The 24247-nt window shown below is 63.7% G+C and carries 25 protein-coding genes; 17 read left to right on the forward strand and 8 right to left on the reverse strand.

The features are described 5' to 3' along the window. The first annotated feature begins 338 nt into the window (after window positions 1–338). Window positions 339–881, forward strand: a complete 543-nt coding sequence (locus CVH10_RS07715) for a YgjV family protein (protein WP_106488272.1) — start codon at window positions 339–341, stop codon at window positions 879–881. Between the two features lie 55 nt (window positions 882–936). On the opposite strand, the gene bfr is transcribed toward CVH10_RS07715, so the two are convergent. The 3 genes from bfr to CVH10_RS07730 all read right to left on the reverse strand — a co-directional run bounded on the left by bfr (window position 937) and on the right by CVH10_RS07730 (window position 3665). Beyond that, on the reverse strand, window positions 937–1404 hold the full coding sequence (gene bfr, locus CVH10_RS07720) for a bacterioferritin (protein WP_035593797.1): 468 nt from the start codon (window positions 1402–1404) through the stop codon (window positions 937–939). A gap of 176 nt (window positions 1405–1580) precedes the next feature. Beyond that, complete coding sequence (gene pncB, locus CVH10_RS07725; protein ID WP_106488273.1) at window positions 1581–2783, reverse strand: nicotinate phosphoribosyltransferase; 1203 nt, start codon at window positions 2781–2783, stop codon at window positions 1581–1583. A 117-nt stretch (window positions 2784–2900) separates the two neighbouring features. Then, the gene (locus CVH10_RS07730; protein ID WP_106488274.1) at window positions 2901–3665 is read right to left on the reverse strand and encodes a DUF1499 domain-containing protein; all 765 of its coding nucleotides are present in this window, start codon (window positions 3663–3665) and stop codon (window positions 2901–2903) included. 230 nt (window positions 3666–3895) lie between these two features. Here CVH10_RS07730 and nfsA point away from each other — a divergent pair, with 230 nt between their 5' ends. The 3 genes from nfsA (at window position 3896) to CVH10_RS07745 (ending at window position 6092) form a co-directional block, all read left to right on the forward strand. Next, the gene (gene nfsA / locus CVH10_RS07735) at window positions 3896–4627 is read left to right on the forward strand and encodes an oxygen-insensitive NADPH nitroreductase (RefSeq protein ID WP_035593791.1); all 732 of its coding nucleotides are present in this window, start codon (window positions 3896–3898) and stop codon (window positions 4625–4627) included. Between the two features lie 242 nt (window positions 4628–4869). Further along, complete coding sequence (locus CVH10_RS07740) at window positions 4870–5244, forward strand: nuclear transport factor 2 family protein (protein WP_106488275.1); 375 nt, start codon at window positions 4870–4872, stop codon at window positions 5242–5244. Window positions 5245–5465: 221 nt separating this feature from the next. Beyond that, complete coding sequence (locus CVH10_RS07745; protein ID WP_035593787.1) at window positions 5466–6092, forward strand: hypothetical protein; 627 nt, start codon at window positions 5466–5468, stop codon at window positions 6090–6092. Between the two features lie 8 nt (window positions 6093–6100). Here CVH10_RS07745 and mapR read toward each other — a convergent pair whose 3' ends face one another. After that, on the reverse strand, window positions 6101–7510 hold the full coding sequence (gene mapR / locus CVH10_RS07750) for a GntR family transcriptional regulator MpaR (protein WP_106488324.1): 1410 nt from the start codon (window positions 7508–7510) through the stop codon (window positions 6101–6103). 539 nt (window positions 7511–8049) lie between these two features. Between mapR and CVH10_RS07755 the strand changes: the two genes are divergently transcribed. The 7 genes from CVH10_RS07755 to CVH10_RS07785 all read left to right on the forward strand — a co-directional run bounded on the left by CVH10_RS07755 (window position 8050) and on the right by CVH10_RS07785 (window position 13557). Beyond that, the gene (locus tag CVH10_RS07755) at window positions 8050–8490 is read left to right on the forward strand and encodes a DUF2170 family protein (RefSeq protein WP_246124625.1); all 441 of its coding nucleotides are present in this window, start codon (window positions 8050–8052) and stop codon (window positions 8488–8490) included. Window positions 8491–8508: 18 nt separating this feature from the next. Beyond that, a complete protein-coding gene (locus CVH10_RS07760) occupies window positions 8509–9210 on the forward strand; it encodes a PspA/IM30 family protein (protein WP_106488276.1) in 702 nt (233 codons plus the stop codon). 76 nt (window positions 9211–9286) lie between these two features. Further along, entirely contained in the window at window positions 9287–10354 is a 1068-nt protein-coding gene (locus tag CVH10_RS07765; RefSeq protein ID WP_106488277.1) for an ion channel, read from the forward strand. A 21-nt stretch (window positions 10355–10375) separates the two neighbouring features. Then, window positions 10376–11116 carry a DUF2491 family protein gene (locus tag CVH10_RS07770; RefSeq protein WP_106488278.1) on the forward strand — a complete coding sequence of 247 codons (741 nt, stop codon included), beginning with the start codon at window positions 10376–10378 and terminating at the stop codon, window positions 11114–11116. Between the two features lie 56 nt (window positions 11117–11172). Then, the gene (locus CVH10_RS07775; RefSeq protein WP_106488279.1) at window positions 11173–11583 is read left to right on the forward strand and encodes a DUF350 domain-containing protein; all 411 of its coding nucleotides are present in this window, start codon (window positions 11173–11175) and stop codon (window positions 11581–11583) included. 33 nt (window positions 11584–11616) lie between these two features. Next, a complete protein-coding gene (locus tag CVH10_RS07780) occupies window positions 11617–12282 on the forward strand; it encodes a DUF1190 domain-containing protein (protein WP_106488280.1) in 666 nt (221 codons plus the stop codon). A gap of 108 nt (window positions 12283–12390) precedes the next feature. Then, the gene (locus tag CVH10_RS07785; RefSeq protein WP_106488281.1) at window positions 12391–13557 is read left to right on the forward strand and encodes a glutathionylspermidine synthase family protein; all 1167 of its coding nucleotides are present in this window, start codon (window positions 12391–12393) and stop codon (window positions 13555–13557) included. Window positions 13558–13656: 99 nt separating this feature from the next. Here CVH10_RS07785 and CVH10_RS07790 read toward each other — a convergent pair whose 3' ends face one another. Continuing rightward, window positions 13657–13944: a coiled coil domain-containing protein gene (locus CVH10_RS07790; protein WP_035593785.1), complete on the reverse strand. Its 288-nt coding sequence runs from the start codon at window positions 13942–13944 to the stop codon at window positions 13657–13659. A 188-nt stretch (window positions 13945–14132) separates the two neighbouring features. On the opposite strand from CVH10_RS07790, the gene CVH10_RS07795 reads away from it, so the two are divergent. After that, window positions 14133–15485 (forward strand): MFS transporter, encoded by a 1353-nt coding sequence (locus tag CVH10_RS07795; protein WP_106488282.1) that lies wholly within the window; start codon window positions 14133–14135, stop codon window positions 15483–15485. 165 nt (window positions 15486–15650) lie between these two features. Here CVH10_RS07795 and CVH10_RS07800 read toward each other — a convergent pair whose 3' ends face one another. After that, window positions 15651–16646 (reverse strand): ion transporter, encoded by a 996-nt coding sequence (locus tag CVH10_RS07800; RefSeq protein WP_106488283.1) that lies wholly within the window; start codon window positions 16644–16646, stop codon window positions 15651–15653. Window positions 16647–16774: 128 nt separating this feature from the next. Then, window positions 16775–17863, reverse strand: a complete 1089-nt coding sequence (locus CVH10_RS07805) for a nitronate monooxygenase family protein (RefSeq protein ID WP_106488326.1) — start codon at window positions 17861–17863, stop codon at window positions 16775–16777. Between the two features lie 92 nt (window positions 17864–17955). Between CVH10_RS07805 and CVH10_RS07810 the strand changes: the two genes are divergently transcribed. Both CVH10_RS07810 and CVH10_RS07815 read left to right on the forward strand, forming a co-directional pair. After that, a complete protein-coding gene (locus CVH10_RS07810) occupies window positions 17956–18822 on the forward strand; it encodes a LysR substrate-binding domain-containing protein (RefSeq protein ID WP_106488284.1) in 867 nt (288 codons plus the stop codon). 41 nt (window positions 18823–18863) lie between these two features. Continuing rightward, on the forward strand, window positions 18864–19307 hold the full coding sequence (locus CVH10_RS07815) for a GNAT family N-acetyltransferase (protein ID WP_106488285.1): 444 nt from the start codon (window positions 18864–18866) through the stop codon (window positions 19305–19307). Between the two features lie 32 nt (window positions 19308–19339). Here CVH10_RS07815 and CVH10_RS07820 read toward each other — a convergent pair whose 3' ends face one another. Then, window positions 19340–19996, reverse strand: a complete 657-nt coding sequence (locus CVH10_RS07820) for a 5'-methylthioadenosine/S-adenosylhomocysteine nucleosidase (protein ID WP_106488286.1) — start codon at window positions 19994–19996, stop codon at window positions 19340–19342. 206 nt (window positions 19997–20202) lie between these two features. Between CVH10_RS07820 and CVH10_RS07825 the strand changes: the two genes are divergently transcribed. The 3 genes from CVH10_RS07825 to CVH10_RS07830 all read left to right on the forward strand — a co-directional run bounded on the left by CVH10_RS07825 (window position 20203) and on the right by CVH10_RS07830 (window position 24207). Continuing rightward, window positions 20203–20544: a DUF427 domain-containing protein gene (locus CVH10_RS07825; protein WP_106488287.1), complete on the forward strand. Its 342-nt coding sequence runs from the start codon at window positions 20203–20205 to the stop codon at window positions 20542–20544. Between the two features lie 196 nt (window positions 20545–20740). After that, window positions 20741–22480: a hypothetical protein gene (locus CVH10_RS25275; RefSeq protein WP_146142914.1), complete on the forward strand. Its 1740-nt coding sequence runs from the start codon at window positions 20741–20743 to the stop codon at window positions 22478–22480. Continuing rightward, window positions 22477–24207 carry a hypothetical protein gene (locus CVH10_RS07830; protein WP_106488288.1) on the forward strand — a complete coding sequence of 577 codons (1731 nt, stop codon included), beginning with the start codon at window positions 22477–22479 and terminating at the stop codon, window positions 24205–24207. The genes CVH10_RS25275 and CVH10_RS07830 overlap by 4 nt, the downstream gene beginning before the upstream one ends. Window positions 24208–24247 lie beyond the last annotated feature (40 nt).

The raw sequence follows: 24247 nt of genomic DNA on the forward strand, positions 1-24247 counted from the left end.
CGGCACGGGAAGACTCCTTCATGCGGTCGGGGGAGAGGGCGGTGTCGACGGTGCATGGCGGGCGGTGGCACGGCATGACGCGCGAAAAGAGAGCCGGCCTCCTGGTGGAGGCCGGCCCGAAATCGAAGGAAACAGCCAACCATGCGCCGGTGCTGGCCAGATCATAGTTCGCTACCTAATTATTCTACCGCGTCGGAGCCGGCTTGGCTAGAGAGGGGGAAGCGGCGGGCGCCGGGGTGACCGCATGTCGGCACAGCAGCAGAAGTGAGCGCTGACCCATGGCGCGGCATGCTAGCCTGACGCGATGCCTGAGGACAGCGCAGTGAAGGGAGGCACGCATGGAAGAGATCGGCCTGAGCGGGCTGGTGACGAGGGAGTGGCTGGGGCAGGGCGTCAGCCTGGTGGCATTGGCGCTGTGCGTGGCCGGCTTCGCCAGCCGGCGCGACGATCGGCTGTTCGTGCTGCTGCTGTTCGCCAACGTGGCCTTCGCCGCCCAGTTCGCGCTGTTCCAGAGCTGGGTGGCGGCGGGCATCTCGGCGCTGATCGTGCTGCGCATCGTCCTGGTGCGCCGCTACCCGGGCAACGCCGCGGTGATGGCCGGGGTCCTCGTCGCCACCCTGGCGGTCGCCCTGCTGACCTGGAGCGGCCCGCGCGACGTGCCGGCACTGCTGGCCGGCCTGCTGGGCACCTGGGGCATGTTCATGCTGCGCGGCATCGCCATGCGCGCGGTGCTGGCCGTGGCGGCCTTCTGCTGGGTGATCAGCAACCTGCTGGCCGGTTCCATCGGCGGCACCCTCGCCGAGACGCTGATCCTCCTGACCAATGTGATCACCATCTGGCGCCTGCGCCGCGCCGAGCGGCGCTATGGTCTGAGCCCCTGAGCCCAGTTGACCGAGCTGAAGAGGCTGAGCGCCGAGCCGGGCCGGCCCGAGCGGTTTACATCTGGGCGACCAGATAGTTCTCGCGGCCGACCAGCTTGATCAGGCGCAGCTGCTGTTCCAGCCAGTGGGCGTGATCTTCCTCGGTGTCGGAAAGCAGCGGCAGCAGGATGGCGCGGGTGTTGAAGTCGCGCTCACGCTCGCACAGGGCGATGGCGGCCTTCAGGGCGTCGCCCACCTCGTACTCGAGCTGCAGATCGTAGCCGAGCATCTCTTCCACGTCCTTGCCGATGCGCACCTCGGTGCGGGTGTGGATGTCCGGCTTGCCCTCGAGCATCAGGATGCGCTCGATCAGCTTCTGGGCGTGGCCCTTCTCGTCGTAGAACTCGTGGTCGATGCGCTCATGGAGCTTGGTCAGCCCCATGTCGGCATACATCTCGGCGTGCACGAAGTACTGGTCCATGGCGGCGAGCTCGGCGGCGAGCAGGCCGTTCAGGGCGTCGATGATCTCTTGATTGCCTTGCATGAGCGTTCTTCCTTGTCGAGGTGACGTATCAGGTGCGCATCCTAGTCCGAGATGCGAGGTTGGTCAATTTTTCCTGATATATCAATGGCTTGAGATTGCCTTCGCGTGCGATTCGCATTCGATCCAGGTTTCGCGTCTCGTCTCTTTCCCGATTCTCCCGATGGGGGCGAGGCGGTTCAGGCGGCCACCCCGAAGACGCTTTTCAGATAGCTGACATAGGCCTCGTCCCGGGACAGCATCTTGCCCGGGGCATCGGAGATCTTGGCCACCGGCTGGCCGTTGCAGGCCACCAGCTTGATCACCATGTTCATCGGCTTCACGTCCGGCAGGTCGCAGGTCAGGCTGGTGCCGATGCCGAAACTGGTGCGGATGCGCCCGTCCAGCGCGGTCTTGATGCCCATCGCCGAGTCGAAGGTCAGGGCGTCGCTGAAGATCAGTGTCTTGCCGCGCGGGTCGATACCGAGCGTCTCATAGTGGCGGATGCACTTCTCGGCGAACACCATGGGATCGCCGCTGTCATGCCGCAGGCCGTCGAACAGCTTGGCGAAGTACAGATCGAAGTCGGCCAGGAAGGCGTCGAGGTTGATGGTGTCGGTCAGCGCCACGCCCAGATGGCCGCGATATTCCTGTACCCAGGCCTCCAGCGCGGCGCGCTGGCTGTCCACCAGCCGGCTGCCGAGCTGCTGATGGGCCATCACCCACTCGTGGGCCATGGTGCCCATCGGCGCCAGGCCGTGGCGCCTGGCGATGTCGACGTTGCTGGTGCCGACGAACTGGCCGGGAAACTCCTCGGTCAGCACCTCGACGATGGCCTCCTGCACCGGCTGGGAGAGCCGCCGCCGAGTGCCGAAGTCGGCCAGCCGGAAATCGGCCAGCTGGGCCGGCGTATAGTCGCGGCGCAGCCGGTCCATCTTCGCGCGCAGCTGGCTCACCGCCTGGTCGACGCTGGCGCCGGGATTCAGGGTGTGATTGCGCACCTCGCTGATGATGGCGAGGATCACGATCTCGAACAGGATGCTGTGCGTCCAGGGCCCGTCGATGACGATGCACAGCTCGCTGCCCTCCATGTGCAGGTCCACATACTGCGGACGGAAGCGGTACAGCTCCAGGAAGCGCACGAAGTCCGGCGACATGTAGGCGAAGCCGCTCAGGTAGTCCGATTCCGCCTCGCTCAGCGACAGCGAGGCCAGGCCGTCGATCTGGGCGCGGATCTCGTCGAGATAGGGGCGCAGGTCCTCGGCGTCGCGGCAGCGGAATTCCCAGGTCACGCTGGCATTGGGGTAGTTGTGGTGAACCCCCTGCATCATGGTGAGCTTGTACCAGTCGGTATCCAGCAGCGAGGTGATGATCTGACCCGGGGCGCGGTACGTGGCCGCCATGAAGGATGCTCCCTGTGAATGATGGTGGACCGCTGCAGCGGCCCGCGAGACCGGCGTCTCGCGGGGGGCATGATGGTAGCGTGTTCACGAATCGGTGACGAATCGGCGCCCGCGGCATCAGGGCGCGAGCCGCGCCGCCAGCTCCTCGAGGAAGGTCTGGATGCGTGCGGCATTGGTGCCCAGATCGCTCCGGCCGAGGCGCGAGGCCGAGCGCATGTCCACCGTGGTGCCCGCCGGCGTCGGCGTCAGGCGGATCACGATATCGTCCTCGAAGCCGAACCAGCGGGTGGTCGCCACCGCCTCGAGCCGGCGCTCGGAGACGGCCGCGATCGTCCAGCCGCGTGCCCGGGCCAGAGCCTCGGCGGCATCGCGCACCTCCGGCAGGGGGCGGGCGATCTCCAGCGGCCCCAGGGCCGGGTAGCCGGAACGCTGGGCCTCGGCGAAGGCGCGAGGGTAGTCGAGCGCGTTGGGCGCTTCCCTGCGCGCCTCGGCCAGCGCCTCGAAGGCCGGCGGATCGGCGAGATCGGTGGTGATGTCATGAATCGGCGGCACGCGGCGGGCCAGCTCGCGCAGCTGAAGCGGCTGGGCCACCATCGCCACCACCGCACCGATCATCAGCAGGCTCGCCAGGGCCGGCTTGCTGCGCCGGCACAGGCCGGCGATCAGGAAGGCTAGGGCGGCGACACCCGCCGCGCCCACGGCCAGCAGGGCGCCGCGATGCAGCAGCGAGAACGACTGCCCGAGCGTCAGCCATTCCATCCGGTAGGCCGGCCCTGCGCCTCCCATCAGCGCCGCCGCGAGGACGAGCAGCAGCGCGGCCAGCCAGGCCAGGGCGACCGGCCAGCGGCCGCCACGGGGTCGGGGCTTGAAGGTCAACGACATGGCGTGGCTTCCTCCCTTGGTGGTGTCCGAATGTCGATGGCGGCGATGGCCCCCTAATATAGTGCCCGAAGCCGCTCGTGCCGATGCCCGCCCTCTGTCGCCCCCGATAGCTAGACGATATGGCGCCCATGATGGCATGCCGTAAGCATGTTAAGTATCTTGTTCGGGTCTTGGCAGGGACGGCGATTCGTCCGACCCTGCCTGTTCGAACGTGAATCCCGCGAGGTCCCATGAATCCGACCATCGAACTGCTGAAGTCCCACCGCTCGGTACGCAAGTTCACCGACCGGAAGATCCCGCACGAGCTGCTGCGGGAGCTGGTCAGCGCCGGCCAGGCCGCCGCGTCCTCCAACCACGTGCAGGCCTACAGCGTCATCCACGTGACCACCCCGGCCAAGCGCGAACAGATCGCCGAGCTGGCCGGTGGCCAGGGCTATGTCGCCAGCGCCTCCGACTTTCTGGTGTTCTGCGCCGACATGAAACGGCCCACCGAGGCCTCCGAGCGCACCGGCGCCAACGTCGTGCGCGGCATGACCGAGCAGCTGCTGGTGGCCAGCGTCGACACCGCGCTGATGGCGCAGAACGTGGCCGTGGCCGCCGAGTCCGAGGGCCTTGGCATCTGCTACATCGGCGGCATCCGCAACAACCCGCAGGCCGTCAGCGAGCTGCTCGAGCTGCCGGACCACGTCTACCCGGTGTTCGGCATGTGCATCGGCTACCCGGCCCACGATCCGGACGTGAAGCCGCGCCTGCCGGTGGAGGCGATCCTCAAGGAAGACCGCTACACCGACGACCGCGAGCAGGTCGACGCCTATGACGACGAGATGCAGCGCTACTACGGCGAGCGCACCGGCGGTACCAAGGACACCAACTGGTCGAAGAGTCTCGGCCCGCTGTTCGACACCAAGCTGCGTCCCCATATGCGCGACTTCCTGGTCAAGCGCGGCTTCGAGATGAAGTAAGCGCTGCCGTTTCCAGCCGTCGGGGTCATCGTGCCGACGCTGATCGCCGCATGGGAAGCGCCTTGCAGGGACACCACCGGCCTATACTGGTTTGGTAGGGACGGTTGATCGCAGCGACGTCGGCATGGCCCCTTTGCCCGATGGTCAGGGAGAGGGGAATCAGCAGGCGAGTCGCCGGGATTTCGCATCGCCCGTGCGTCGTAACGTCCCATGACGGCTAGCCCCTGACGAGAACGGAGGGCATGACGATGAACGCGGCGGAACACCTGAGGGCCTACGCGGACGGCTGGACCCACGGCGATGCCGACAGGATCCTCAAGGCCACGGCGGAGGACTACACCTTCGACGATCCCGACTTCGGGGTCGTGACGAGGAAGGCGTTTCCGGATTACCTCACGGGCTTGAAGGAGAGCATCGCCGCGCAATGCGGTGGGCAACTCCCGGACCCCCTGATGGAGCTGTCCGAGGTGCTGAGCCACGAGGAGGGCGGCGTTCTCACGGCGTCGTGCTGGTGGTCCTTCCCGGGCACCCAGATCAAGGGGGCCGGCCTGATCAAGGCCGACGCGACCGGGGTGCGCTCCGAGGTGATCACCTATTACACCAGGCTCAGCGTCTGACGCTGCTTCGGCCGGCGATGGATCGCCGCGGGGCGGCACGACCACGTCGCGCTGCTCGAGCCGGGCCTCGGCCCACGATGCCATGATGGCGACCCAGCCTGAACTGATCCCCTTTTTTCGCGACCTTCTGCCCCTGTTATGGTCCTGGCCGTTCTGTCATCTTGACCGCCCACGACAGGGGCCGCGGGACGCGGGCCGGTTTCCAGGGTTTGAGGGGTGTCATGATGATCTACGTCGCGTTCTTCCTGATCTTCGTCGGTGTGACGTTCGCGCTGCACCAGGTGTACAGCGTGCACTACGCGATCAACTTCGAGGACGAGGAGGAGCGTCCGGAGCGGGTCAACCGGGCGCTGACGACGCTGGCCGATGAGGCCGAGGGCTGCCGCGACGGTGAGCCCTCGGAAGGGTTCAAGCAGGCGGTCGCCCGCATCTTCGGCGGCGACGTCGACCCGCGACTGGTGCTGGCGGCGGTGGCGCCGGGCCGGCAGAAGGCCTTCGCCGAGCCGCTGCTGCGCCGCCGCGGGCGCATCGACACCCGCGGCGAGCTGACCGTCGCTCACCTGCCGGGCTGGAAGAGCCGCCCGCCGCGGCACTATCGGCGTGGGCCGATGCTGGTATTGGTCATGGCCTGCAGCCTGATGGCGCTGTTCTGGGGCGGGATGAGCATCTTCACCGCGGCTTACCCGGTGGCCGTGCCGGCCCTGGCCTGGATCAACGACCTGGCCGTGCTGACCGGGCTGGTCTATGCCTCGGCGCTGCTGGCTTTCGCCGCGTCCAGGCTCGACCTCTACCTGCACGATCTCCAGCAGATCGGCCGGCTGAACCGGCGCCTGCACGAGGCGCAATAGACCGCATTTCAGAAGGCGTCGATCAGCTCGCCCAGCGTCGCCATGGCCGCCTCGCTGCGCGGCGTCCAGGGATGGCCATAGCTCAGGCGCAGGCAGTGGCGAAAGCCTTGGGTGGCGGAGAAGATCGGCCCCGGCGCCAGGCTGATGCCACGCTCCCGGGCCAGATGGAACAGGCGCAGCGAGTCCACCCGCTCGGGCAGTTCGAACCACAGGAAGTAGCCGCCGGCCGGGCGCGTGGCGCGGGTCTCGGCCGGAAAGTGTTGCGCCGCCGCGGTCAGCATCCGGCCCTGCTGGGTCTCCAGTGCATGGCGTAGCCGGCGCAGGTGGCGGTCATAGCCGCCGTGCTGAAGGTAGTCGGCGATGGCCGCCTGGGCCGGCACCGACGGCGAGATGGTCGTCATCAGCTTGAGCCGCGAGATCGCCTCCGCGAAGCGCCCGGCCGCCACCCAGCCGACCCGATACCCCGGCGCCAGGCTCTTCGAGAACGAGCCGCAGTGGATGACCAGGCCCTCGTCGTCGAACTGCTTCACCGGCTTGGGCGGCGTGGTGCCGAAGTGCAGCTCCGCGTAGGCGTCGTCCTCGATCAGCGGCACCCGGTGGCGCTTGATCAGCGCGTAGAGGGCGCGCTTTCTGTCGTCGTCGAGGCTCGCACCGAGCGGGTTCTGCAGATGGCTCATGAACCAGCAGGCCTTGATCGGCAGCCGTGCGAGGCTGTCCGCCAGCACGTCCAGGTCGACGCCCTCGCGCGGGTGCACGGGAATCTCCACCGCCCTGAGCTTCAGCCGCTCGAGGATCTGCAGGCTGGCGTAGAAGGCCGGCGATTCGATGGCGACCAGGTCCCCGGGCTCGGTCACGCACTGCAGCCCCAGGTTCAGCGCCTCCATGGCGCCGCTGGTGATCACCAGCTCCTCGGGTGGCAGCGGCATTCCCTTCAGCGTGTAGCGCAGCACGATCTGGCGGCGCAGGTCGGCGTCGCCGGCGGTCATGTCCCGGAGCACTTCGCCGCCGGTCATCGCACCTAGCCCTTTGGCCATGCTGCGGGCCAGCCGCGCGAGCGGGAACAGCTCGGGGCTGGGGAAGGCCGATCCGAACGGTACGGTGTCGGGGTCCTGGAGCGAATCGAGCACCGAGAACACCAGCTCGCTGACCGATACGTCGGCGCTCTCCTGCCGGCTCGGCGTCATGCGCGGCTCGTCCAGCACGTGCCGGGCCTGCTCGCGCACGTAATAGCCGGAGCGCGACCTGGCCACGATCAGTCCGCGATCCTCCAGCAGGTAGTAGGCCTGGAAGACGGTGGAATGGCTGATGCCGTACTGGCGGCTGGCCTGGCGCACCGAGGGCACCCGCTCTCCCGGGGCCAGCACGCCCCCGCGGATCAGCTCGGCGATCTGGTCGGCGAATGTCTCGTAGCGTTTCATCGGCGGCTCGCGGTTCCCGGCCCCGTCATCGAAGTGGTGGAAGTAGGGCATTCCATCACGGCCGGCGTGGTGGCGGAAGACTCGACCCCTAGGACGCTTTGCCCCAGGCCTCTGAGCGCCGTCTGCAAAGGAGGAAAACGCGGTATCACCGGACGAGAAACGCTGGATGCCTGTTGAGCAGGAGTGCGTGTGTAGCGTTCGTGCATAGTTAGATGATTTACCGTGACTGAGACTCTCGATATGCTGCTTTTCCGTTGTTTGCCAGGGAAAAGTATTGTGCCGATTCGACAGTCACGTCGTGACTCGGCAACTTGATTTTCCGTCGTTGAGGCATCGCCAGACAGGGGATGCCCCCCGACGCGTCAAGGCTGACTGGCGCCGTGGCAGGGGATGCCGCGAATCGGAGTTTGGCGTCCGTGCTTGCTGCGGAACTTGCCGATGGAGGCGTTATCCAATTGGGCGGTTTCACGGTTGGTCAATCGGTAACGATGAGCTGGGCGTCATGGCACAAGGACGCCGATGATAAAAGGAGATTAGATTTGGTAACCAGCTACTCATCAGCCAATGTTCTGTTCGAGGATATCCTCGCGCAGCAGGCGACAGAAGATAGCGAGGCCGCGTGGCCGAAGGGCGACATCGAACTGGTGCCCGATTCGCAGACGATCCTGTGGACGCTGGAAGACTACGGCGACCTGGTGGTGACGCTGACGTACAGCGACGATCAATGGGTCGTGCTGGCCGATATCGCCCCCGTCGCTGCGGTGAAGGACACCGCCACCCTGAATCGTCTCCTGCTGGAGCAGGGCGTGGCGATACCGCTGGTTTCCGCTGGCGTCATGACGCTCAACGGCGAAGCCCACTATGTGGTCTTCGGGCAGCTCTACGGCGGCTCCCGGCCGGAGGCGATCAGCGCCGAGGTGCATGCCTGTGCCTCCGCCGCCATCGATATCGCCGATCTCGTCCAGGACTACATCGCTTAAACGAAGGGAATCATCGTCATGTTGCGTAAAATCTTCACGGCTTTCCGCGGCGCCGCCAGTGAAACCGGCGAGGCCATCATCGATCATCAGGCCATCCGTATCCTGGAGCAGGAAATGCGCGATGCGGAGAAAGAGCTGAACGATGCCAAGACCCAGCTGGCCTCGATCATGGCGGATCGCTCGCTGGCGCAGAAGAAGGTCGACGGCCTCGTCGACAGCATCAGCGAGTACGAGGCCAGTGCCATCGCGGCCCTGGAAAAGGGCGACGAGGCCCTCGCCCAGGAAGTGGCCGAGCGCATCGCCTCACTCGAGGAAGAAAAGGCCTCCGAAGAGGCGGTGGTCGCCCAGTACGACGGCAGCATCGAGACGCTGCAATCGACGATCCGCAAGTCGCAGAACAACCAGCGCCAGATCAAGCAGCAGATCAGCGTGGTGAAGGCCACCGAGTCGGCCCAGAAGGCCCAGGCCGCCGTGGCCGAGAAGCACTCCGGGCAGAACGCTTCCATGAGCAACGCCATGGATTCGCTGGACCGCATCAAGAAGAAGCAGGAGCATCGGGCCGCCCAGATGGAGGCCGCTTCCCAGATGGAGAAGGAGGCCAGCGGCGCAGATCTCGACGAGCGTCTCAAGGACGCGGGGATCGGCTCCAGCAACCGCCAGGCCAGTGATGTGATGTCACGCCTCAAGGCGCGTGCTCAGAGCGCGGATAGCGACAGCTGATCAGCCTGTCATAGCGAAAACCCTCTCGGACAAGATGCGCCTGCTTCAGTGATGGAGCAGGCGCAGAGGCTATGTCATGCCTGTCATTGTACGTCTCTTGAAAACGCTGAAAGCATCGATGTTCCGGGTGAGCTGGAGCTTCCTGCTCTTCGTCACCCTGATGCATCTCCTGCTCTCATGGATCGCCATGGCCGTCGCCGGGGAAGCGGTCGCGTCCGCCCCGGTGACGTGGCTGTACTTCTATGTCACGACGGCCTCCACCGTCGGCTACGGCGATTTTTCTCCCGTCACGGCAAGCGGCCAGCTCGTGGCCGCGCTGTGGTTGATTCCGGGGGGAATCGCCATCTTTGCCGCGCTGATCGGCAAGGCGACCATGACCATCAGTACCTATTGGAGGCACCTCGTGGAAGGACGAAGCGACTACCGTGCGCTGACCGGTCATACCCTGGTGATTGGCTGGCACGGTGAAACGACCCGCAACATCATCAATATCCTGCGCGCCGACAGCGAGTTGCCCGACGATATCGTGCTGTGCGTCTGCCAGGACCTCAGCAACCCGATGCCCGGCGATATCAAGTTCGTGCGCGGCGAGAGCTTCGCCAACGCCGAGCTGCTGCAGCGAGCCGGAGTCGCCGGCGCCAGCCGCATCATCATCTACGACGACAGCGACGAGCGGGTCGCCACCATCGCGCTCTCGGTCTATCCCCTCAAGTCGGAGCGCTGCCACATCGTCGCGCACTGCGGGGATCCGGATACCGCGGCCATGCTGCGCCGAACCCTGCCCGGGATCGAGTGCACCGAAGCGCTCGCCATCGAAATGCTGGTGCGCTCCTCGACGGATGCCGGCATCAGTCGGGTGGTCAATGAACTGCTCTCGGTGACGCACGGTGCCACCCAGTACCAAGCCTGCCTGCCGGCGACTCAGGGCATGACCTACGGCGAGCTGTTTGCCCGGGCCAAGCGCCAGTGCGATGTCACCCTGCTCGGCATCAGCGACAGCAACGAAGAAGACGGCAACCTGCTCAACCCGCCGGGAGACGTCGTGCTGCATGAGGGTGACGTGATCTTCTACATGGGCAACAAGCGACTTTCCGAGCATGAGCTGATGACGCTGCTGGCGCCGTCGGCCGCCGTCACTCGGTAACGCCTTCGAGGAATCTTCAGCATGTTCGACAAGATGAAAGCCCTGCTGCGCGGTGCGACTTCCGACCAGAAGGAACAGCAAGCCTTCGATGATCAGCAGGCCAGGCTCGCTCGCGGCCTGCCGACCCACATGTCGCCGGAAGACTTCGCCGGCATGCGTCTCGACGGGCGCGTGACCTTCGATCTGCTGGCACTGGCGCCCTACAGCGACCTGCTTTTCGACAGCAGTATGGGCGGGCAGGACCTGCATATCGCCGCCGTGGGAACGGTCGACCTGGGGCAGGGTGAAAGCCTGGTGCGCTTCTACCTGGAGAACGACACCTGGGTGCAGGCCTCGGTCGAAGCGGGAAAGGTGATCGAATATAAGCTGTTCGATTTCTACCAGGTGCAGCATCTGGCCGATACCGAGTTTGACCGCCTTATCAACGAACACGGTGTATCCAATGGCGGAGTGTCACTGGGGAAAGCCGTGCTTCCGCTTGAAAGTGAAAGTGGGCAGACGGCAAGCTATGGCCGGGTTTGGGGGCAGGAAGGCGTGCCCTGGTCGCCACCGGTGCTGCTCGAAGAGGAAGTCACCACGCTGGAAAGCGTCATCAACCGTCGGGTCATTCACCACTGCATGCTCTATGAGCGTCAACTCGAAGGCGAGAGACGCTACGAATATGTGCTGCTGAGTGGCGAAGCCGACGAGGAGGATCGCAGCTATCAGCTGGTGACCAACCTCGGTATCGATCTGAATCCGAATAATATTACGGCGGTATAACGCTCAGGCGCTGTATTCGCCAACCGCAATGGACCACTTCATACAAGGAATCGTATATGAACTATCTCGCCGGGCTCCCCGCCTTTCTCTGCTATCTCATCACTGGCGTCGTGATGCTGGTGCTGTTCATGTTCTGCTACAGCAAGGTGACCCCGCACAAGGAATGGAAGCTGATCCAGGCGGGTAACACCGCGGCGTCGGCGGCGTATGGCGGTGCCATTCTCGGTTTCACCATCCCGCTCTATAGCGCCATGTCGCACTCGATCAGCCTGGTCGATTTCATCCTGTGGGGCATCGTGGCCTTCGTCGTCCAGATCGTGACCTTCTTCGTGACCAAGGGCGTGCTGAAGCTGCAGGGGCAGAGCCTGTCCACCCACATCAGCGAGGCGCATGTGGCCTACGGCGTGCTCAGCGGTAGCATCGCCGTCGCGGTCGGCCTGCTCAACGCCGCCTCCATGACCTGGTAAGCGGCCGTGAAAAAAGGAGCGAAAGGAAACGTTATGGACAACGCCAACAAGCACCTTCCGCGGCGCAAGCGCAGCATGCGCATCACTTTGGCGCTGATGGGCGCCGGGGCGGCCTCGACCCTGGTGGGATGCGGCAACAGCACGCCTCCCGAGACGCTGAGCAACGTGGAGTTCGATGATACCGAAACCTATCGCAGCGTCGAGGAGTGCGTGGAGGGCGGCATCTATACTCAGCAGACCTGTCAGTCGGCCTATGAGGAAGCGCGGCGGGACGTACCGAGTTATCGCGACGAGGAGTGGTGTGAAGAACTGTACGGGGAGGGTGCTTGCGAGAAAGCTCCAAAACCCGATGTCGCTATCGATAATTGGTTCATGCCGGCCATGATGGGGTTCATGGTCGGCAACATGACCGCCTCCTCCAGTCGCGGTCACATGGTCAACCACCACTATCAGGAACCGATCTACCGCACCCGGGATAATCAGGACGACTGGTCAGCGGCCACCGCGGCGGCTTCCAGCCGCATGCGTGGCGTCGAGTCATCGATACGTACTACGGTCAGAACGGAGAATCGGGCCGCGCGGAACTCCCGCTCGAGCTCATACTCGTCGTCTCGTTCGAGCTCATACTCGTCGTCTCGCGCGACCTCCCGCAGCGGCTTCGGCTCTCGCTCCTCGGCGCGGGGCGGCTTCGGCTCCTGACGCGACAGCGACGGCGTTGCGCCCAGCAAGCCCCGGTGATTCCCCCCGGGGCTTGTTCGTCAATGCCCTGCTTGCTTTCCCTCCTGACTTACTCGTAGAGATCGCCCCATGTTGAAAATCCCCGTGCAAGAGCGCAAAGCTTGGAAAGACCTGGCCAAGGACCTGGGGTTTCATTTCCATACCATCGACGGTGAGGCCTACTGGCGAGAGGAGGCCTATTACCAGTTCACCCTGCGACAGATCGAGGAGGACATCGAGGCGCCCACCGAAGAGCTGCACGAGATGTGCATGGAAGCGGTAGAGCGCGTCTGCCGCTCCGATGCGCTACTCGACAAGCTGTGCATTCCCGAGTTCATGTGGGAAAGCGTGCGGTCCTCCTGGTGGAGCGGTCAGCCCCAGCTGTATGGGCGCATGGACCTGGCCTACGACGGCCAGGGCAAGGCCAAGCTGCTCGAGCTCAACTACGATACGCCGACCTCGATTTACGAAGCGGGCTTCTTCCAGTGGGTGTGGCTCGAACAGGCGATGGAACAGGGGCTGATCCCCTGGCATGCCGACCAGTTCAACTCGATCCAGGAAAAGCTGATCGGCGCCTTCGCCCATATCGGCCAGCGCCTGGTGACGCCGGAGATGCACTTCTCCAGCATCAAGGATCACGTGGAAGACCGCGCCACCGTCGAATACCTGCAGGACTGCGCGATCCAGGCCGGCATGGACGCTCCCTTCGTCTACATCGAGGACATCGGCCTGCGCGAAGACGAGCGGCATTTCCTCGACCATGAGGACAAGCCGATCCAGGCCATCTTCAAGCTCTATCCCTGGGAGGAAATGGCCGACGACGAGTTCGGCAGCCAGGTGCCGGAGAGGGATACCCACTGGTTCGAGCCGCCCTGGAAGACCATCCTCAGCAACAAGGGCATCCTGCCGCTGCTGTGGGAATGGAACGAGGGGCACCCCAACCTGCTGCCGGCCTACTTCGACGACGATCCCCGCCAGCCGCTGAGCAGCGGCTGGGTGCGCAAGCCGTTCTTCTCGCGGGAGGGCAGCAACATCGAGCTGGTCACGCCCGGCGGCGAGCGGGAGTCGGTGGCCGGCCCCTACACCGATAGCCCGCATATCCTTCAGGCCTATCATCCCATGCCGAGATTCGGCGAGGAGCACGCGCTGATCGGGAGCTGGGTGGTGGGAGATCGCGCCTGCGGCATCGGCATCCGCGAGGACAAGGGGCGCATCACCAAGGACACCAGCTGCTTCGTGCCGCACATCATCCTGTGATCGGCTAGGGTAAAAGCTCAGAGGCCTTGGTCGATCGTCATGGGTGGCCCCGGCCAGGAAGGGCCGGGGCGTGGGGCTAGTACGGGGAGGCGCGGCGCATCACTTGAAGCGTGAGCGGGCCTTCTCGAGGGAGTCGCTCAGCGAGCCCCAGGCACGTTCCGCGCCGGCCTTGATGTCATCCCAGGCGTCGTCGCTGGCGTCGCGCAGCTCGTCGAGCTTCTGGCGCATCTCGTCGCGCTTGGCCTCGAGCTCATCGACTTCCTTCTCGTGCTCGATGCGCTGGTCGGCCTCGGCGCCCCTGGCGCGGGCCTTCAGCTTGTCCACCTCGGCCTGCATCTCGTCCAGCTTGGCGCGCAGCTTCTGTTCGTAGGCATTCCGGTCGCTCATGGGAAGACTCCTTTCCGTCGGCGAGTGAATGACACCTTGGTCGTGCCCGTCGCGGGGCAACACGGTGTGGTCGTTATAGGGTGGCATACGGCCCCGGGTAGCTGGCAAGGTCGCGCATATCGGCATATACCAGTCGGTATCGATGACCATCCACGGATTATCAGCCCGGCGAGCCTGGCGGAGGTGCCATGAAGTCTCTTTCGAGTACGGGATTCGCGATTCTCGGCGCGGCGCTGGTCGCGATCAGCTACGGGCTGGCGCGCTTCGCCTTCGGCCTGTTCGTGCCGCAGATCCGCGACGCGCTGGAACTCACGCCCTACGCCATCGGCATCATCGGCGCGCTGCCGCTGATCAGCTTCCTGCTGTCCACGGTGGTCGCGCCCTTCATCACCGACCATCTCGGCGCCCGCAACACGGCGGTGCTGTCCGGCCTGTTCGGCGTCGGTGGCCTGGGGCTGATCAGCCAGGCCTCCGACGCGCTGATGCTGGGCGCCGGCGTGTTCGCCTGCGGCATCTGCACCGGCCTGATGATGCCGGCCCTCACGGCCGCCATGCAGGCGATGGTGAGACGTTCGCTGCACGGGCGCGTCAGCTCTGTGATGAACGCCGGCACCAGCATCGGCGTGATCGTCGCCGTGCCCACGGTGCTGTTCATGGTCGGCGCCTGGCGGCTGGCCTATCTCTCGTTCGCGATCTGCACCGCCGTCGGCGTGGTCGCCGCCTGGTGGTTCCTGCCCTCGGTGTCGCGGATCGTGCCCTCGAACGCCGCGCCGCCGCCGCCGCTGCCCGAACTGCCCTGGTCGCGCCTCGTGCGGCTGTCGCTGTTCGCCTTCGTGATGGGCTTCGTCTCGTCCGCCTACTGGATCTTCGCGCCCGACCTGGTCGTCACCCTCGGCGGCCTGTCGCCGGCCTCCACCGGCTGGCTGTGGCTGGCGGTGGGCATCGCCGGCCTCGGCGGCGCCGTGGTGGCCGACCTGGCCGACCGCAACAACCCGCCGATCACCCACGCGCTGATGCTGATGATGCTGGCCGCCAGCCTGGCGCTGCTCGCGGCCAGCCCTGCCCAGACGCCGCTGGCGGCGTTCTCGGCTCTGGTCTTCGGCCTGGCCTACATGAGTCTGACCGGGCTCTACCTGATGACCGGCATCCGCCTGCTGCCGGGCCGGCTGTCGGTGGGGCCGGTGCTGCCCTTCATGGCGGTGTCGGTGGGGCAGGCCACCGGCTCGCCGGTGGTCGGCGGGCTGGTCGACGCCTTCGGCTACGCCACGGCGTTCTCCCTGTTCGCCGCGCTCGGCATCCTGGTGGCCATCCTCTCGCCGTTCTATCCCGGCCATATCGAGCACGGCGACGACGAGGAAGAACAGGCGGCCGAGGAAGACACCGGCCTGCAGGCGGCCTACGACCACCAGCTGCAGAACGAGGAAGGCGAGCCGCTGGAGGATCCGGAGGAGCTGGAAGAGCAGGAGGCGCTTGCCGTGGAATCCGCCGACACCGCTGCCGAGAAAGGCGAGACGGAAAAAACCGGCAACGGCTCCCGGTAACGGCTCAAGCGGTCTATGTGACCGCGCAGGAGCGCCATCAGGGCAGCCGATCCTTCGGCACCTGGTGGCGCTTTTTCATGCAGGAAGGGGCGCGTCTGGGACAGCGACCTGTTCTTGCTGATCTCGATTTCTCATGGCGCCGGCCAGGAAGAGCCTGCCAGCCCCTCACCGATACTTGTGCTGCCAGCCCTTCACCGCGATCTGCTCCTTGAGCAGGTCCAGCATGTCCACCAGCACCTGCTCGGTGATCCGTTCGGTCTCGGGGTCGGTGCGCAGCCAGGCATCGAAGCCGCTCTCGGCCAGGTGTTCCACCAGGGCGGAGAACTCCGACGACTTCAGCCCCGCCAGCGCCTCGTCGACCAGGTGGCAGGCCAGGTCGGAGAGCGAGGCCTCGAGCCCGCGGGTCAGCGGGCCGCCCATCGGCAGGCGCGACAGCCGCTTGAGCTCCGGACTCTCCGCCAGGGTGCGGCCGACCAGCCCGCGCACGTAGCGCAGGGTGTCGTCGCGGTTGCGGTCGTAGGCGTCGCCGGCCATGGCCTCCAGCCGCTGGCTGATCTCGCGGATCAGCGCCTGCTTGCGCGGCTGCACCACGCGCTCGATCACCGGGGCCGAGAGCCCGTCGCCGGCGCGGATCTCCTGCTGCACATTGTCGAGCATGCGGATGGCGATGCGGTCGGTGAGCTCTTCCAGCAGGATGTCGTAGTACTTGGCGGCCACGCTGTAGATGTACCAGCGGCGCACGTCGATCAGGCCCATGCGCTGCAGGCGATGCAGCAGCGAGATCACGCGCAGGATGCGCAGCAGCCGGAAGCCGCCCAGCGGGATGCAGCCGAGCACGTCGTACCAGTGCACGAAGGGGTAGAAGAACCAGCGGTGATAGTGGCGCTCGGCGATGGCCACTGCCCAGCCCAGCAGCACGTCGAGCAGGAAGATGCCGACGAACGCCAGGTCGATGGTCAGGAAGTTGGCGTGGATGTTCCGTTCGTAGGCGCCGTACAGCCCGGGGGCCACGGCCTCGAAGGCGGCGTTCAGCGGCGGCAGCAGGAACAGGCTGTCGAATAGCAGCAGCCCCAGGTTGGCGATCACCAGCGCGATGATGAACAGGTCCCACACCAGGTGGGCCCGTTCCAGGGCGGGCGAGGTCGTGCGCGTGGCAGGCATGGCGCCTCCTTGAGCTCGATGCCGAAGGGTCGCCTCTCATCCTAAAGCCTCGATCCCTCCTCGACACCCCGGGCGTGTCCAACGACGACGGCGCCGCCGGGCCTTCGGGGGTCACCGCTCCCGTGCCGTCAGGCGCCGTCTCGCCACTCCTGGAGCAGCCGGCTCACCAGCTCGCCGCCGGGGAGTTCGCGCGCCAGCGGCGCGCCCTGTCCGGCCCAGTGCGCCGCGAAGTCATGATCCCCGCGTTCGGCCGCCGCCGCGTTGAGCCGCTTGGCCGCATCGTACGCCAGCGGATAGGCGGGCGGCATGACCTTGAGCGTTGCCCCGGTCGTGGCATCGGGCGTGGCCTCGGCATGGCGCATCAGGCGATTGAGGATGCCGCGCGCGGGGCGCCCGGACAGCGCCGTGGTCATGCGGGTCGTCTCGGCACGCTCGCTCTTGAGGGCCGCGCGATAGCCCTCGTTGGCCGCCGATTCCGGGCACAGCAGGAAGGCCGTCCCCAGCTGGGCGGCGCAGGCGCCCAGCGCCAGGGCCGAGCGGATGCCCTGGCCATCCATGATGCCGCCGGCCGCGACGATCGGCAGCGCCGTTTCCCTGACCAGCCGGCGAACGAGCACGGAGGTGCTCAGCCGCTCATCGTCCGCCGCCGGATCGAAGCAGCCGCGGTGCCCGCCCGCCTCATCGCCCTGGGCCACGATAGCGTCTATGCCCCGCGCCTGGATCTCGCGCGCCTCCCGCAGGTTGGTCGCCGTCGCCAGCGTGTAGATGCCGGCCTCGCGCAGCGCCCGTATCCGCCCCTCGGACGGCAAGCCGAAGTGAAAGCTGACCACGGCGGGGCGCGTCTCGAGCAGCATCTCGAAGGCCGCCTCGTCCTCCACGAAGCTGCGGTAGATCTCGTCGAGCCCGGCCGGCGGCTCGCGGTCGTATGCCCGGAACAGCGGCGCCAGGTGCGACAGCCAGGCCGCCTCCCGGGCCGCGTCGCGCACGGCGGGCGCATGGCAGAAGACGTTGACGTTGAACGGGCGGGGCGTCAGCGCCCGGGTGCGTTCGATCATCGCCCGAGCCTTATCGACGCCGCTGGCGCCGATGCCCAGCGAGCCCAGGCCGCCGGCATTCGACACGGCCGCCGCCAGCTCCGGTGTGGCCACGCCGGCCATGGGCGCCTGGATGATTGGCTGGATGCCCAGCCGGTCGGTCAGGGGATTCGGCGATGACATGGGCACGGCCTCCACGAGCGGGGAAACGATGGCTTCCATTAATTCTCAAATCGAGAATAAAATAACTCTATGGATTGCAAAAGGCGAACGATGTGGATCTGGAAACCCTGAGAATCTTCGAGACCGTCGCTGCCGAGCTGAGCATGACCCGCGCCGCCGCGCGGCTCGGGCGCGCGCCGTCCAACGTCACCACGCGCATCCAGCAGCTGGAGGCGGAGCTGGACGCGGAGCTGTTCGTTCGCCTCGGCAAGCGCATCACGCTCTCGACGGCGGGGCAGCGCTTCCTGGCCTACGTGCAGCGGCTGCTGGCGCTGGAGGACGAGGCCCGGCAGGCTGTGGGCGGCGATGGCGGCAGCCTGCGCATCGGCAGCATGGAAAGCACGGCGGCCAGCCGGCTGCCGGCGCCGCTGGCGGCCTTCAACCGCGCCCATCCGGCGACCCGGCTCGAGGTCAGCACCGGCCCCTCGGGGCCTCTGGTGGATGAGGTGCGCGACGGGCGGCTGGACTGCGCCTTCGTGGCCCTGCCTGCCGAGCTCGAGAACGAGAAAGCCCTGGCCGAGATGGGGCTGCAAAGCGCCCCGGTGTGGGAGGAATCGCTGCTGTTGCTGCTGCCGCCCGCCGATGCCAAGGCCACCGCGTCGGATGAGCTGTGTACCCGCACTCTGGCCGCCTTCCGGCCGGGCTGCACCTACCGCGCCATGGCGGAGCAGCGGCTCGGCATCGTCGCCGGAAGCGAGTGGCGCGTTCAGGAGCTCGGGTCCTATCACGCGATGGTGGCGGCCGTGTCGGCGGGCGCCTGCGTCACCCTGCTGCCGCGCAGCGTGCTGGCACTGTGCCGCGTGCCGGACGACCTGGCCACGCTGGAGATGGGCACCGCCGGCACGCGCCTGCTGTGGCGCCGCGGCTACGAGACGCCCGCATTCCAGGCGTTCGCGGGAGAGTTCCTGGCAGGCGCCTGACGCCCTGGGCAATAGGGAAATAGGGAATAGGAGAGGGTTCGATGAACGTCGAGAGTGTGGAAAAGGAAGACTATCGTGAGCTGCTGGAGGTCTGGGAGGCATCGGTCAGGGCAACGCACGATTTCCTGCGTGAAGACGACCTGCTGGAGCTGAAGCCGCTCATCTACGAGCAGTATTTCGGCGCCGTCGATCTAACGTGCGTCAAGGGCGAGAGCGGAGACATCCTGGGCTTCTGCGGCGTGCTCGACGGCAAGATCGAGATGCTGTTCATCGCGCCGCAGGCGCGCGGCGCCGGCATCGGTTCCTTGCTGCTGGATGACGCGGTGACCGCTCAGGACGCCTCCCGGGTGGACGTCAACGAACAGAACCCGCAGGCGCTGGGCTTCTACCGGCACAAGGGGTTTTCCGTCACCGACCGCTCGCCGCTCGACGGGTTGGGCAAGCCCTATCCGCTGCTGCACATGGCGCTGGTGAACACGCCGTGACGCGCCGCGCCCCTGGCCTCGACGGTGGCACCTCAGCCCGTCAATAGGCCCTCGCCGAGCGCCTCGCCCAGCCGGTCCACGGCGGCGGCCAGCTTCTCGTCGATGACGTGGAGATACGCCGTCCAGTCGTCGACGTGGTTGAGCTCCGCCTTGCCGTCCGAGATGCCGCGCAGCACCACCAGCGGCACGTCGAAGCGGGTGCAGGCGCGCAGGCAGGCGTAGCTCTCCATGTCCACCATGTCGGCGGCGATGGCGGCATAGGCCGCCCCCGAGACGATGTTGGCGCCGGTGGAGAGCGATGCCTCGCGAATCCCCGGAATGCGCAGCGGCAGGGGCAGGATGTCCGGCAGGTCGAGGAAGGGCGTCACGCCCTTCTGGAAGCCGAGCGGCGAGGCGTCCATGTCGCGGTAGGCCACCGACGTCGCCTGATAGACCTCGGTCTGCTCCAGCGCCCGGCTGCCCGCTGAGCCCAGCGACACCACCAGGTCCGGCCGTTGCCCGCTTGCTTCCAGCGCCGCCAATGCCGCGGTGAGCTCCACCGCCGCCTCCACCGGCCCCACGCCGGTCATGAAGGGCGTGAACTGCGCCTTCATATGCGGGCCGTATTCGGCGTCCGCCGCCATCACGAACAGCACGGAGCTGCCGCCCAGCGTGGTCAGCGGTACCGGCGCGCGTGGTGTCTGATTCATCCCGAAAGTCTCCCGCAATTCATGAATGCCACCATCATGGCGGGCAGGCGCGTTGGCGCCAAGCGGGGGAGGGCGTGAGGGAGGCGAGCGGGGCGTTCCCGCAAGACCGATCTAGATCAAAAGCCGAAGTGAAATTGTCACCAAGCGGTGACATTCTGAAGCCCTCGTTCTAGGCTGAGCTATCAGCCAACCAGCAAGGGACTGCCATGGCCGATCACACCGAATCCCGCATCACTTTGCATCCGCATTCCCGGCGGGTGCGCATCCTTGCTGGCGACACCCTGATCGCCGATACCTGCGACGCTATCGAACTGCGCGAACATGGATATTCACACCGTCAGTATGTACCCAAAGAGGATGTGGATATGGCGAAGCTGTCGATTTCCTCCACCGTCACCCACTGCCCGTTCAAGGGCGATAGCACTTATTACTCGCTGCCCGATATCGCCGATGTGGCCTGGAGCTATGAATGGCCGAACGATGATGTGCAGGCGATTGTCGGGAGGTTGGCGTTTGATATGGATAAGGTGACGGAGCTTGTGGAGTGACGTCCGCTATCGACCCAAAGCGGACCGTTATGCAGGGTGCGGCATATGTCGGATCATCGACGTGGAGGGTGGATAGCTGCCGTTCGCTGCAGCTAAAAAGTCGCGACAGTCTGTGTGAAAATTACTTGCACCTTGTTGAGAGGCAGTAGTTTCCAACGACTGGTCTGCGCGGTATGGTTGTGCAAAGAATGTATTGGTGAACGAGGCCGGCAGCGTGACAGAAAAAAGTGATTTAGCTCAGCTGATTATCGATGGCGATGCCGCCGGACGCCTTATCCCAACCATTCTCGACTTTGAATACAAAGACAGAAAACGGGAACTTGGCGGTTTCTTGGCTGATTTGAACAACTCGGGTGAGATCGCTCTGCTCTCGGACGCCAACCTTGCGGCCATACGACAGCTTGAGCACAACGACTTTTGGATGGTGTTCGGCGCGTTGTCTGACGCAATTGAGCACGTGGCGGATGATTACCCTGCTGTACAGAAGTTTGCTGAGTGTCTGGTCGAGAGAGCAGGTAACGATGGGGCTTCTAACACTCCGTTTGTGTCATTCGTTCGTTGGTGCGAAAAACATCCCTATCAAGCCAGAAAAATAATTGCAGGCGCAAAAGACGGCCAAGAGGATTGCCAACGTTCCTGTGTGTTTGCCTTACAAGGTCTCAATGACTTTGGATACTTAGTGGATTTCTTAGAGGACAGTAGAGCGGAATTCCGATCTATAGGATTTCGCGCCTTAGTAAGGCTCAAGAATATGACATCACAGGACGACCAAACTGGTATAGATGCTTGCCTTTCGGAAATTCAAAGCCCGTCTTCTGATGATGCGCGAAATGCTGCTATTGAGGCCGTTTTTCGTATTTGGGACAATGGTGCGACCAAGGAAAAATATCGGCAAGACGAAGCGATAAAGTCCCTTCTCGCCCAGCCGACAGATGACGACTTGGTGCGCCTGTGCGCGATGCTTTTCTATCACAAGAATGCATCCACAGAGCAAACTATCAGTGCAGTATTGAGTAGGTCAAAAAGCATATCCTCCAGCTTCGAGACAGCAAGCCACTGGATAGATAACGCACTAACCTGGAAAGATGAACGCTGGTCATTCAATGAGGTGGTCGCGTTCATAGAGGCCATGGTTCCGCACTTCGAGCAGCCAGCAAAGAGCAAGCAGTTTCATAGCTTTTGCGAATGGGTTTGGGAAGAACCTGCAAACACTTCATACCTTTTCGCGCGCTGGCTTAATTCTGGCGACTTCTCCTTGTGCAGCTTCTTGGCCGAAATGGTCAGCGGCGGAGATAAGGGAGCAGCGCTATCTCTCCTGCCGCAAGACTTACCTCCAGAAGCGGTAGATCAAGTCTTTCTAGCCCGAAAATGTATCGGCTTTCTTTGGCTGCATGAGATCACGGCAGCGTCAATTCTTCTTAGTCTAGTCGAACATGGGCATTCAGATGCTGTTCCTGAGATTGAAGGTCTCCTTTGGGAACCGCTGCTCCTTAGCTACTCTAGTGAGCTTAGGCCGTATCTTGAGCAACAAGCGTCTAGTGCTTCCCCAACTGTGGCTAAGGCGGCTCAAGAGCTGATAGCGCACCACGCAGAATATATTGAGGGGCTGGAAAAGGCGCAGGACCTTAGCGAACTTGAACCCTCAAATGAAGCGAGACGAGCGGCGACGATCAAAGATCACCAGAGGAACACGGATATTCAAAAGCAAGCGCGCAAAATGTCTATCTTTGGCGATATGTTTCATACTGCGACGATGCTTTACGGTCGCAAGAGCTTCAGTATGATCACGGGTGCTGATGGCAAAAAGTTACCAAGTATCACCCCCCTGAGCGAACACTCCTATAGCGTTGAATTTCCTCGTTTATCCGTAGTTGACCCGGTTGGGTTTAATCGTTTGCTCTTGGTTTGCAGGGTCGAGCAGAGAAAAGAAAAATGAAACTGATACTCAAAGAATATCTGGCGTCCCTCAAGGAACGAGGTGACCTTGACAAAGCATTGTTGCCCAACCTGCTTTCCGCGATGGGGTTGCAGGTTCTGAAAACCCCAATGATCGGAACCCGCCAAGATGGAGTTGATATATCCGCTGTCGGTCAGTTGCCAGACGATGAGCAGAAATATCTCTATTTGTTTTGTGTCAAGGCAGGAGATGTTGGGCGCAATGACTGGGATGCCGGGCCACAATCAGTAGGCCCTGAACTTCGAGAAATTCTACAGGTGTACATTCGCTCAAAGATTGCCAAAGAGCATCAAGATTTGCCGATCAAAATTTGCCTGTGCATGGGGGGAGAATTAAAGGAAACGGTTGAAGGGAACTGGGCCGGCTTTACAGCGACTTATGCAAGCGAGAAAATTGGTTTTGAGTTGTGGAATGGAGACCGGTTAGCTGGATTTATGGAAAAATCTTTGCTGGCTCGGGAGTTGCTGGACGAAGCGGCGCGCAGGCATTTTCAGAAAGCCCTTGCAATGGTGAATGAGCCAGAGGCCTGTTATGAATATACCAGAAGTTTTGTTGCCATCGTTCTCCCACAAGAGGACATGAAAGACAAAGAGCGCCTATTGAGGCTAAGGCAGGCGTATATTTGCCTCCACGCCATTTGCGCCTGGGCGGTTGAAGTAAAGAGTCTCGATGTCGTTTATCGGATATCTGAATTGGGCTTGCTGTTCTGCTGGGATGCAATGCGCGAAGAACCCGTCAAGACGAAGCCTACCAAACATCAAGACGCTCTGATGGAAATTTTGGACCAGTACGTCCGGCTCTATTTGATGATGTCCGAGGTTTATTTTGAGAAGGTTCTGTATCCTCATGCCGAGACGCTTCATGCGCTAACGGTTTCGGTGAAGTCGCGAGAAGCGGTCGATGCCAATCTTGCGATGTTCGACTTGCTTGGCCGTGCGGCCACCCGTGCAATCTGGACGGACTTGTTCGGGAAAGCTCTCTCGGAGGCGAACCCCGAGTTAGCTCACAGTCTGAACGAGCAGACAAAGAAGATGCTCGATATGTTGGTGGCCCTGATCAACAACAACCCGACTTTGGGGTCTCCGTTCAAGGACGATCACATGATCGAGGCAGCCTTGGTCATGTATCTTGCTCAACAAACATCGTCAGGCAGGCGATTTATGCCATGGTTTCATGCCATGGCTGAGAACACATCGTTCGCGCTTCTAACCAATACCAGTTACCCAACGTGCTTTCGCGACTACAACGATCTGCTTGCTCATCCTGCGAGTAATGAACAGGAGTACCGTGATGAGGCTTGTGTTGGCAGTGTCCTGTATCCCTACCTGTTCACTTGGCTTCAGTATTGCGCCGAACAAGTTTTCATTGAAGAATTCTCCAGACGACTTTCCCAAAAAATACCCGATTGCACACATCAGGCGTGGTTCCCCGATGAGGAGACAGACCAAAAAATCTGGCGTGGGGATACCTACCATGGGATTTGCGTGACTGACCTGTCGCCAGCACGTGGAAATGCGGAGATAGCAGATTCCTTGAACCTAGCAATCAAAGAGTGTGGGGCAATTTTTGAAATGACAGCGATGAAGCGAGGACTGGTTCCACTTTTCTTGACGGCCTGTAGGCACTACCGCTTGCCTATCCCGCCAACACTTTGGATGCCGCCGCAAAGCAATTCAGATGAGGCTCTGGTAGAGCCCCATTCATAGTAGAGCAAGAAGTCTTTTTGCCCTTTGGCGAAAGCTGCGC

It is taken from the genome of Halomonas sp. ND22Bw, from assembly GCF_003011945.1.
Taxonomy (GTDB): Bacteria; Pseudomonadota; Gammaproteobacteria; order Pseudomonadales; family Halomonadaceae; genus Halomonas; species Halomonas halophila.

Excerpts from the sequence above, each read along its gene's own strand:
- CVH10_RS07715 (WP_106488272.1), top strand. The coding sequence starts at position 339 with ATGGAAGAGATCGGCCTGAGCGGGCTGGTGACGAGGGAGTGGCTGGGG.
- bfr (WP_035593797.1), bottom strand. The coding sequence starts at position 1,404 with ATGCAAGGCAATCAAGAGATCATCGACGCCCTGAACGGCCTGCTCGCC.
- pncB (WP_106488273.1), bottom strand. The coding sequence starts at position 2,783 with ATGGCGGCCACGTACCGCGCCCCGGGTCAGATCATCACCTCGCTGCTG.
- CVH10_RS07730 (WP_106488274.1), bottom strand. The coding sequence starts at position 3,665 with ATGTCGTTGACCTTCAAGCCCCGACCCCGTGGCGGCCGCTGGCCGGTC.
- nfsA (WP_035593791.1), top strand. The coding sequence starts at position 3,896 with ATGAATCCGACCATCGAACTGCTGAAGTCCCACCGCTCGGTACGCAAG.
- CVH10_RS07740 (WP_106488275.1), top strand. The coding sequence starts at position 4,870 with ATGACGATGAACGCGGCGGAACACCTGAGGGCCTACGCGGACGGCTGG.
- CVH10_RS07745 (WP_035593787.1), top strand. The coding sequence starts at position 5,466 with ATGATGATCTACGTCGCGTTCTTCCTGATCTTCGTCGGTGTGACGTTC.
- mapR (WP_106488324.1), bottom strand. The coding sequence starts at position 7,510 with ATGAAACGCTACGAGACATTCGCCGACCAGATCGCCGAGCTGATCCGC.
- CVH10_RS07760 (WP_106488276.1), top strand. The coding sequence starts at position 8,509 with ATGTTGCGTAAAATCTTCACGGCTTTCCGCGGCGCCGCCAGTGAAACC.
- CVH10_RS07765 (WP_106488277.1), top strand. The coding sequence starts at position 9,287 with ATGCCTGTCATTGTACGTCTCTTGAAAACGCTGAAAGCATCGATGTTC.
- CVH10_RS07770 (WP_106488278.1), top strand. The coding sequence starts at position 10,376 with ATGTTCGACAAGATGAAAGCCCTGCTGCGCGGTGCGACTTCCGACCAG.
- CVH10_RS07775 (WP_106488279.1), top strand. The coding sequence starts at position 11,173 with ATGAACTATCTCGCCGGGCTCCCCGCCTTTCTCTGCTATCTCATCACT.
- CVH10_RS07780 (WP_106488280.1), top strand. The coding sequence starts at position 11,617 with ATGGACAACGCCAACAAGCACCTTCCGCGGCGCAAGCGCAGCATGCGC.
- CVH10_RS07785 (WP_106488281.1), top strand. The coding sequence starts at position 12,391 with ATGTTGAAAATCCCCGTGCAAGAGCGCAAAGCTTGGAAAGACCTGGCC.
- CVH10_RS07790 (WP_035593785.1), bottom strand. The coding sequence starts at position 13,944 with ATGAGCGACCGGAATGCCTACGAACAGAAGCTGCGCGCCAAGCTGGAC.
- CVH10_RS07795 (WP_106488282.1), top strand. The coding sequence starts at position 14,133 with ATGAAGTCTCTTTCGAGTACGGGATTCGCGATTCTCGGCGCGGCGCTG.
- CVH10_RS07800 (WP_106488283.1), bottom strand. The coding sequence starts at position 16,646 with ATGCCTGCCACGCGCACGACCTCGCCCGCCCTGGAACGGGCCCACCTG.
- CVH10_RS07805 (WP_106488326.1), bottom strand. The coding sequence starts at position 17,863 with ATGTCATCGCCGAATCCCCTGACCGACCGGCTGGGCATCCAGCCAATC.
- CVH10_RS07815 (WP_106488285.1), top strand. The coding sequence starts at position 18,864 with ATGAACGTCGAGAGTGTGGAAAAGGAAGACTATCGTGAGCTGCTGGAG.
- CVH10_RS07820 (WP_106488286.1), bottom strand. The coding sequence starts at position 19,996 with ATGAATCAGACACCACGCGCGCCGGTACCGCTGACCACGCTGGGCGGC.
- CVH10_RS07825 (WP_106488287.1), top strand. The coding sequence starts at position 20,203 with ATGGCCGATCACACCGAATCCCGCATCACTTTGCATCCGCATTCCCGG.
- CVH10_RS07830 (WP_106488288.1), top strand. The coding sequence starts at position 22,477 with ATGAAACTGATACTCAAAGAATATCTGGCGTCCCTCAAGGAACGAGGT.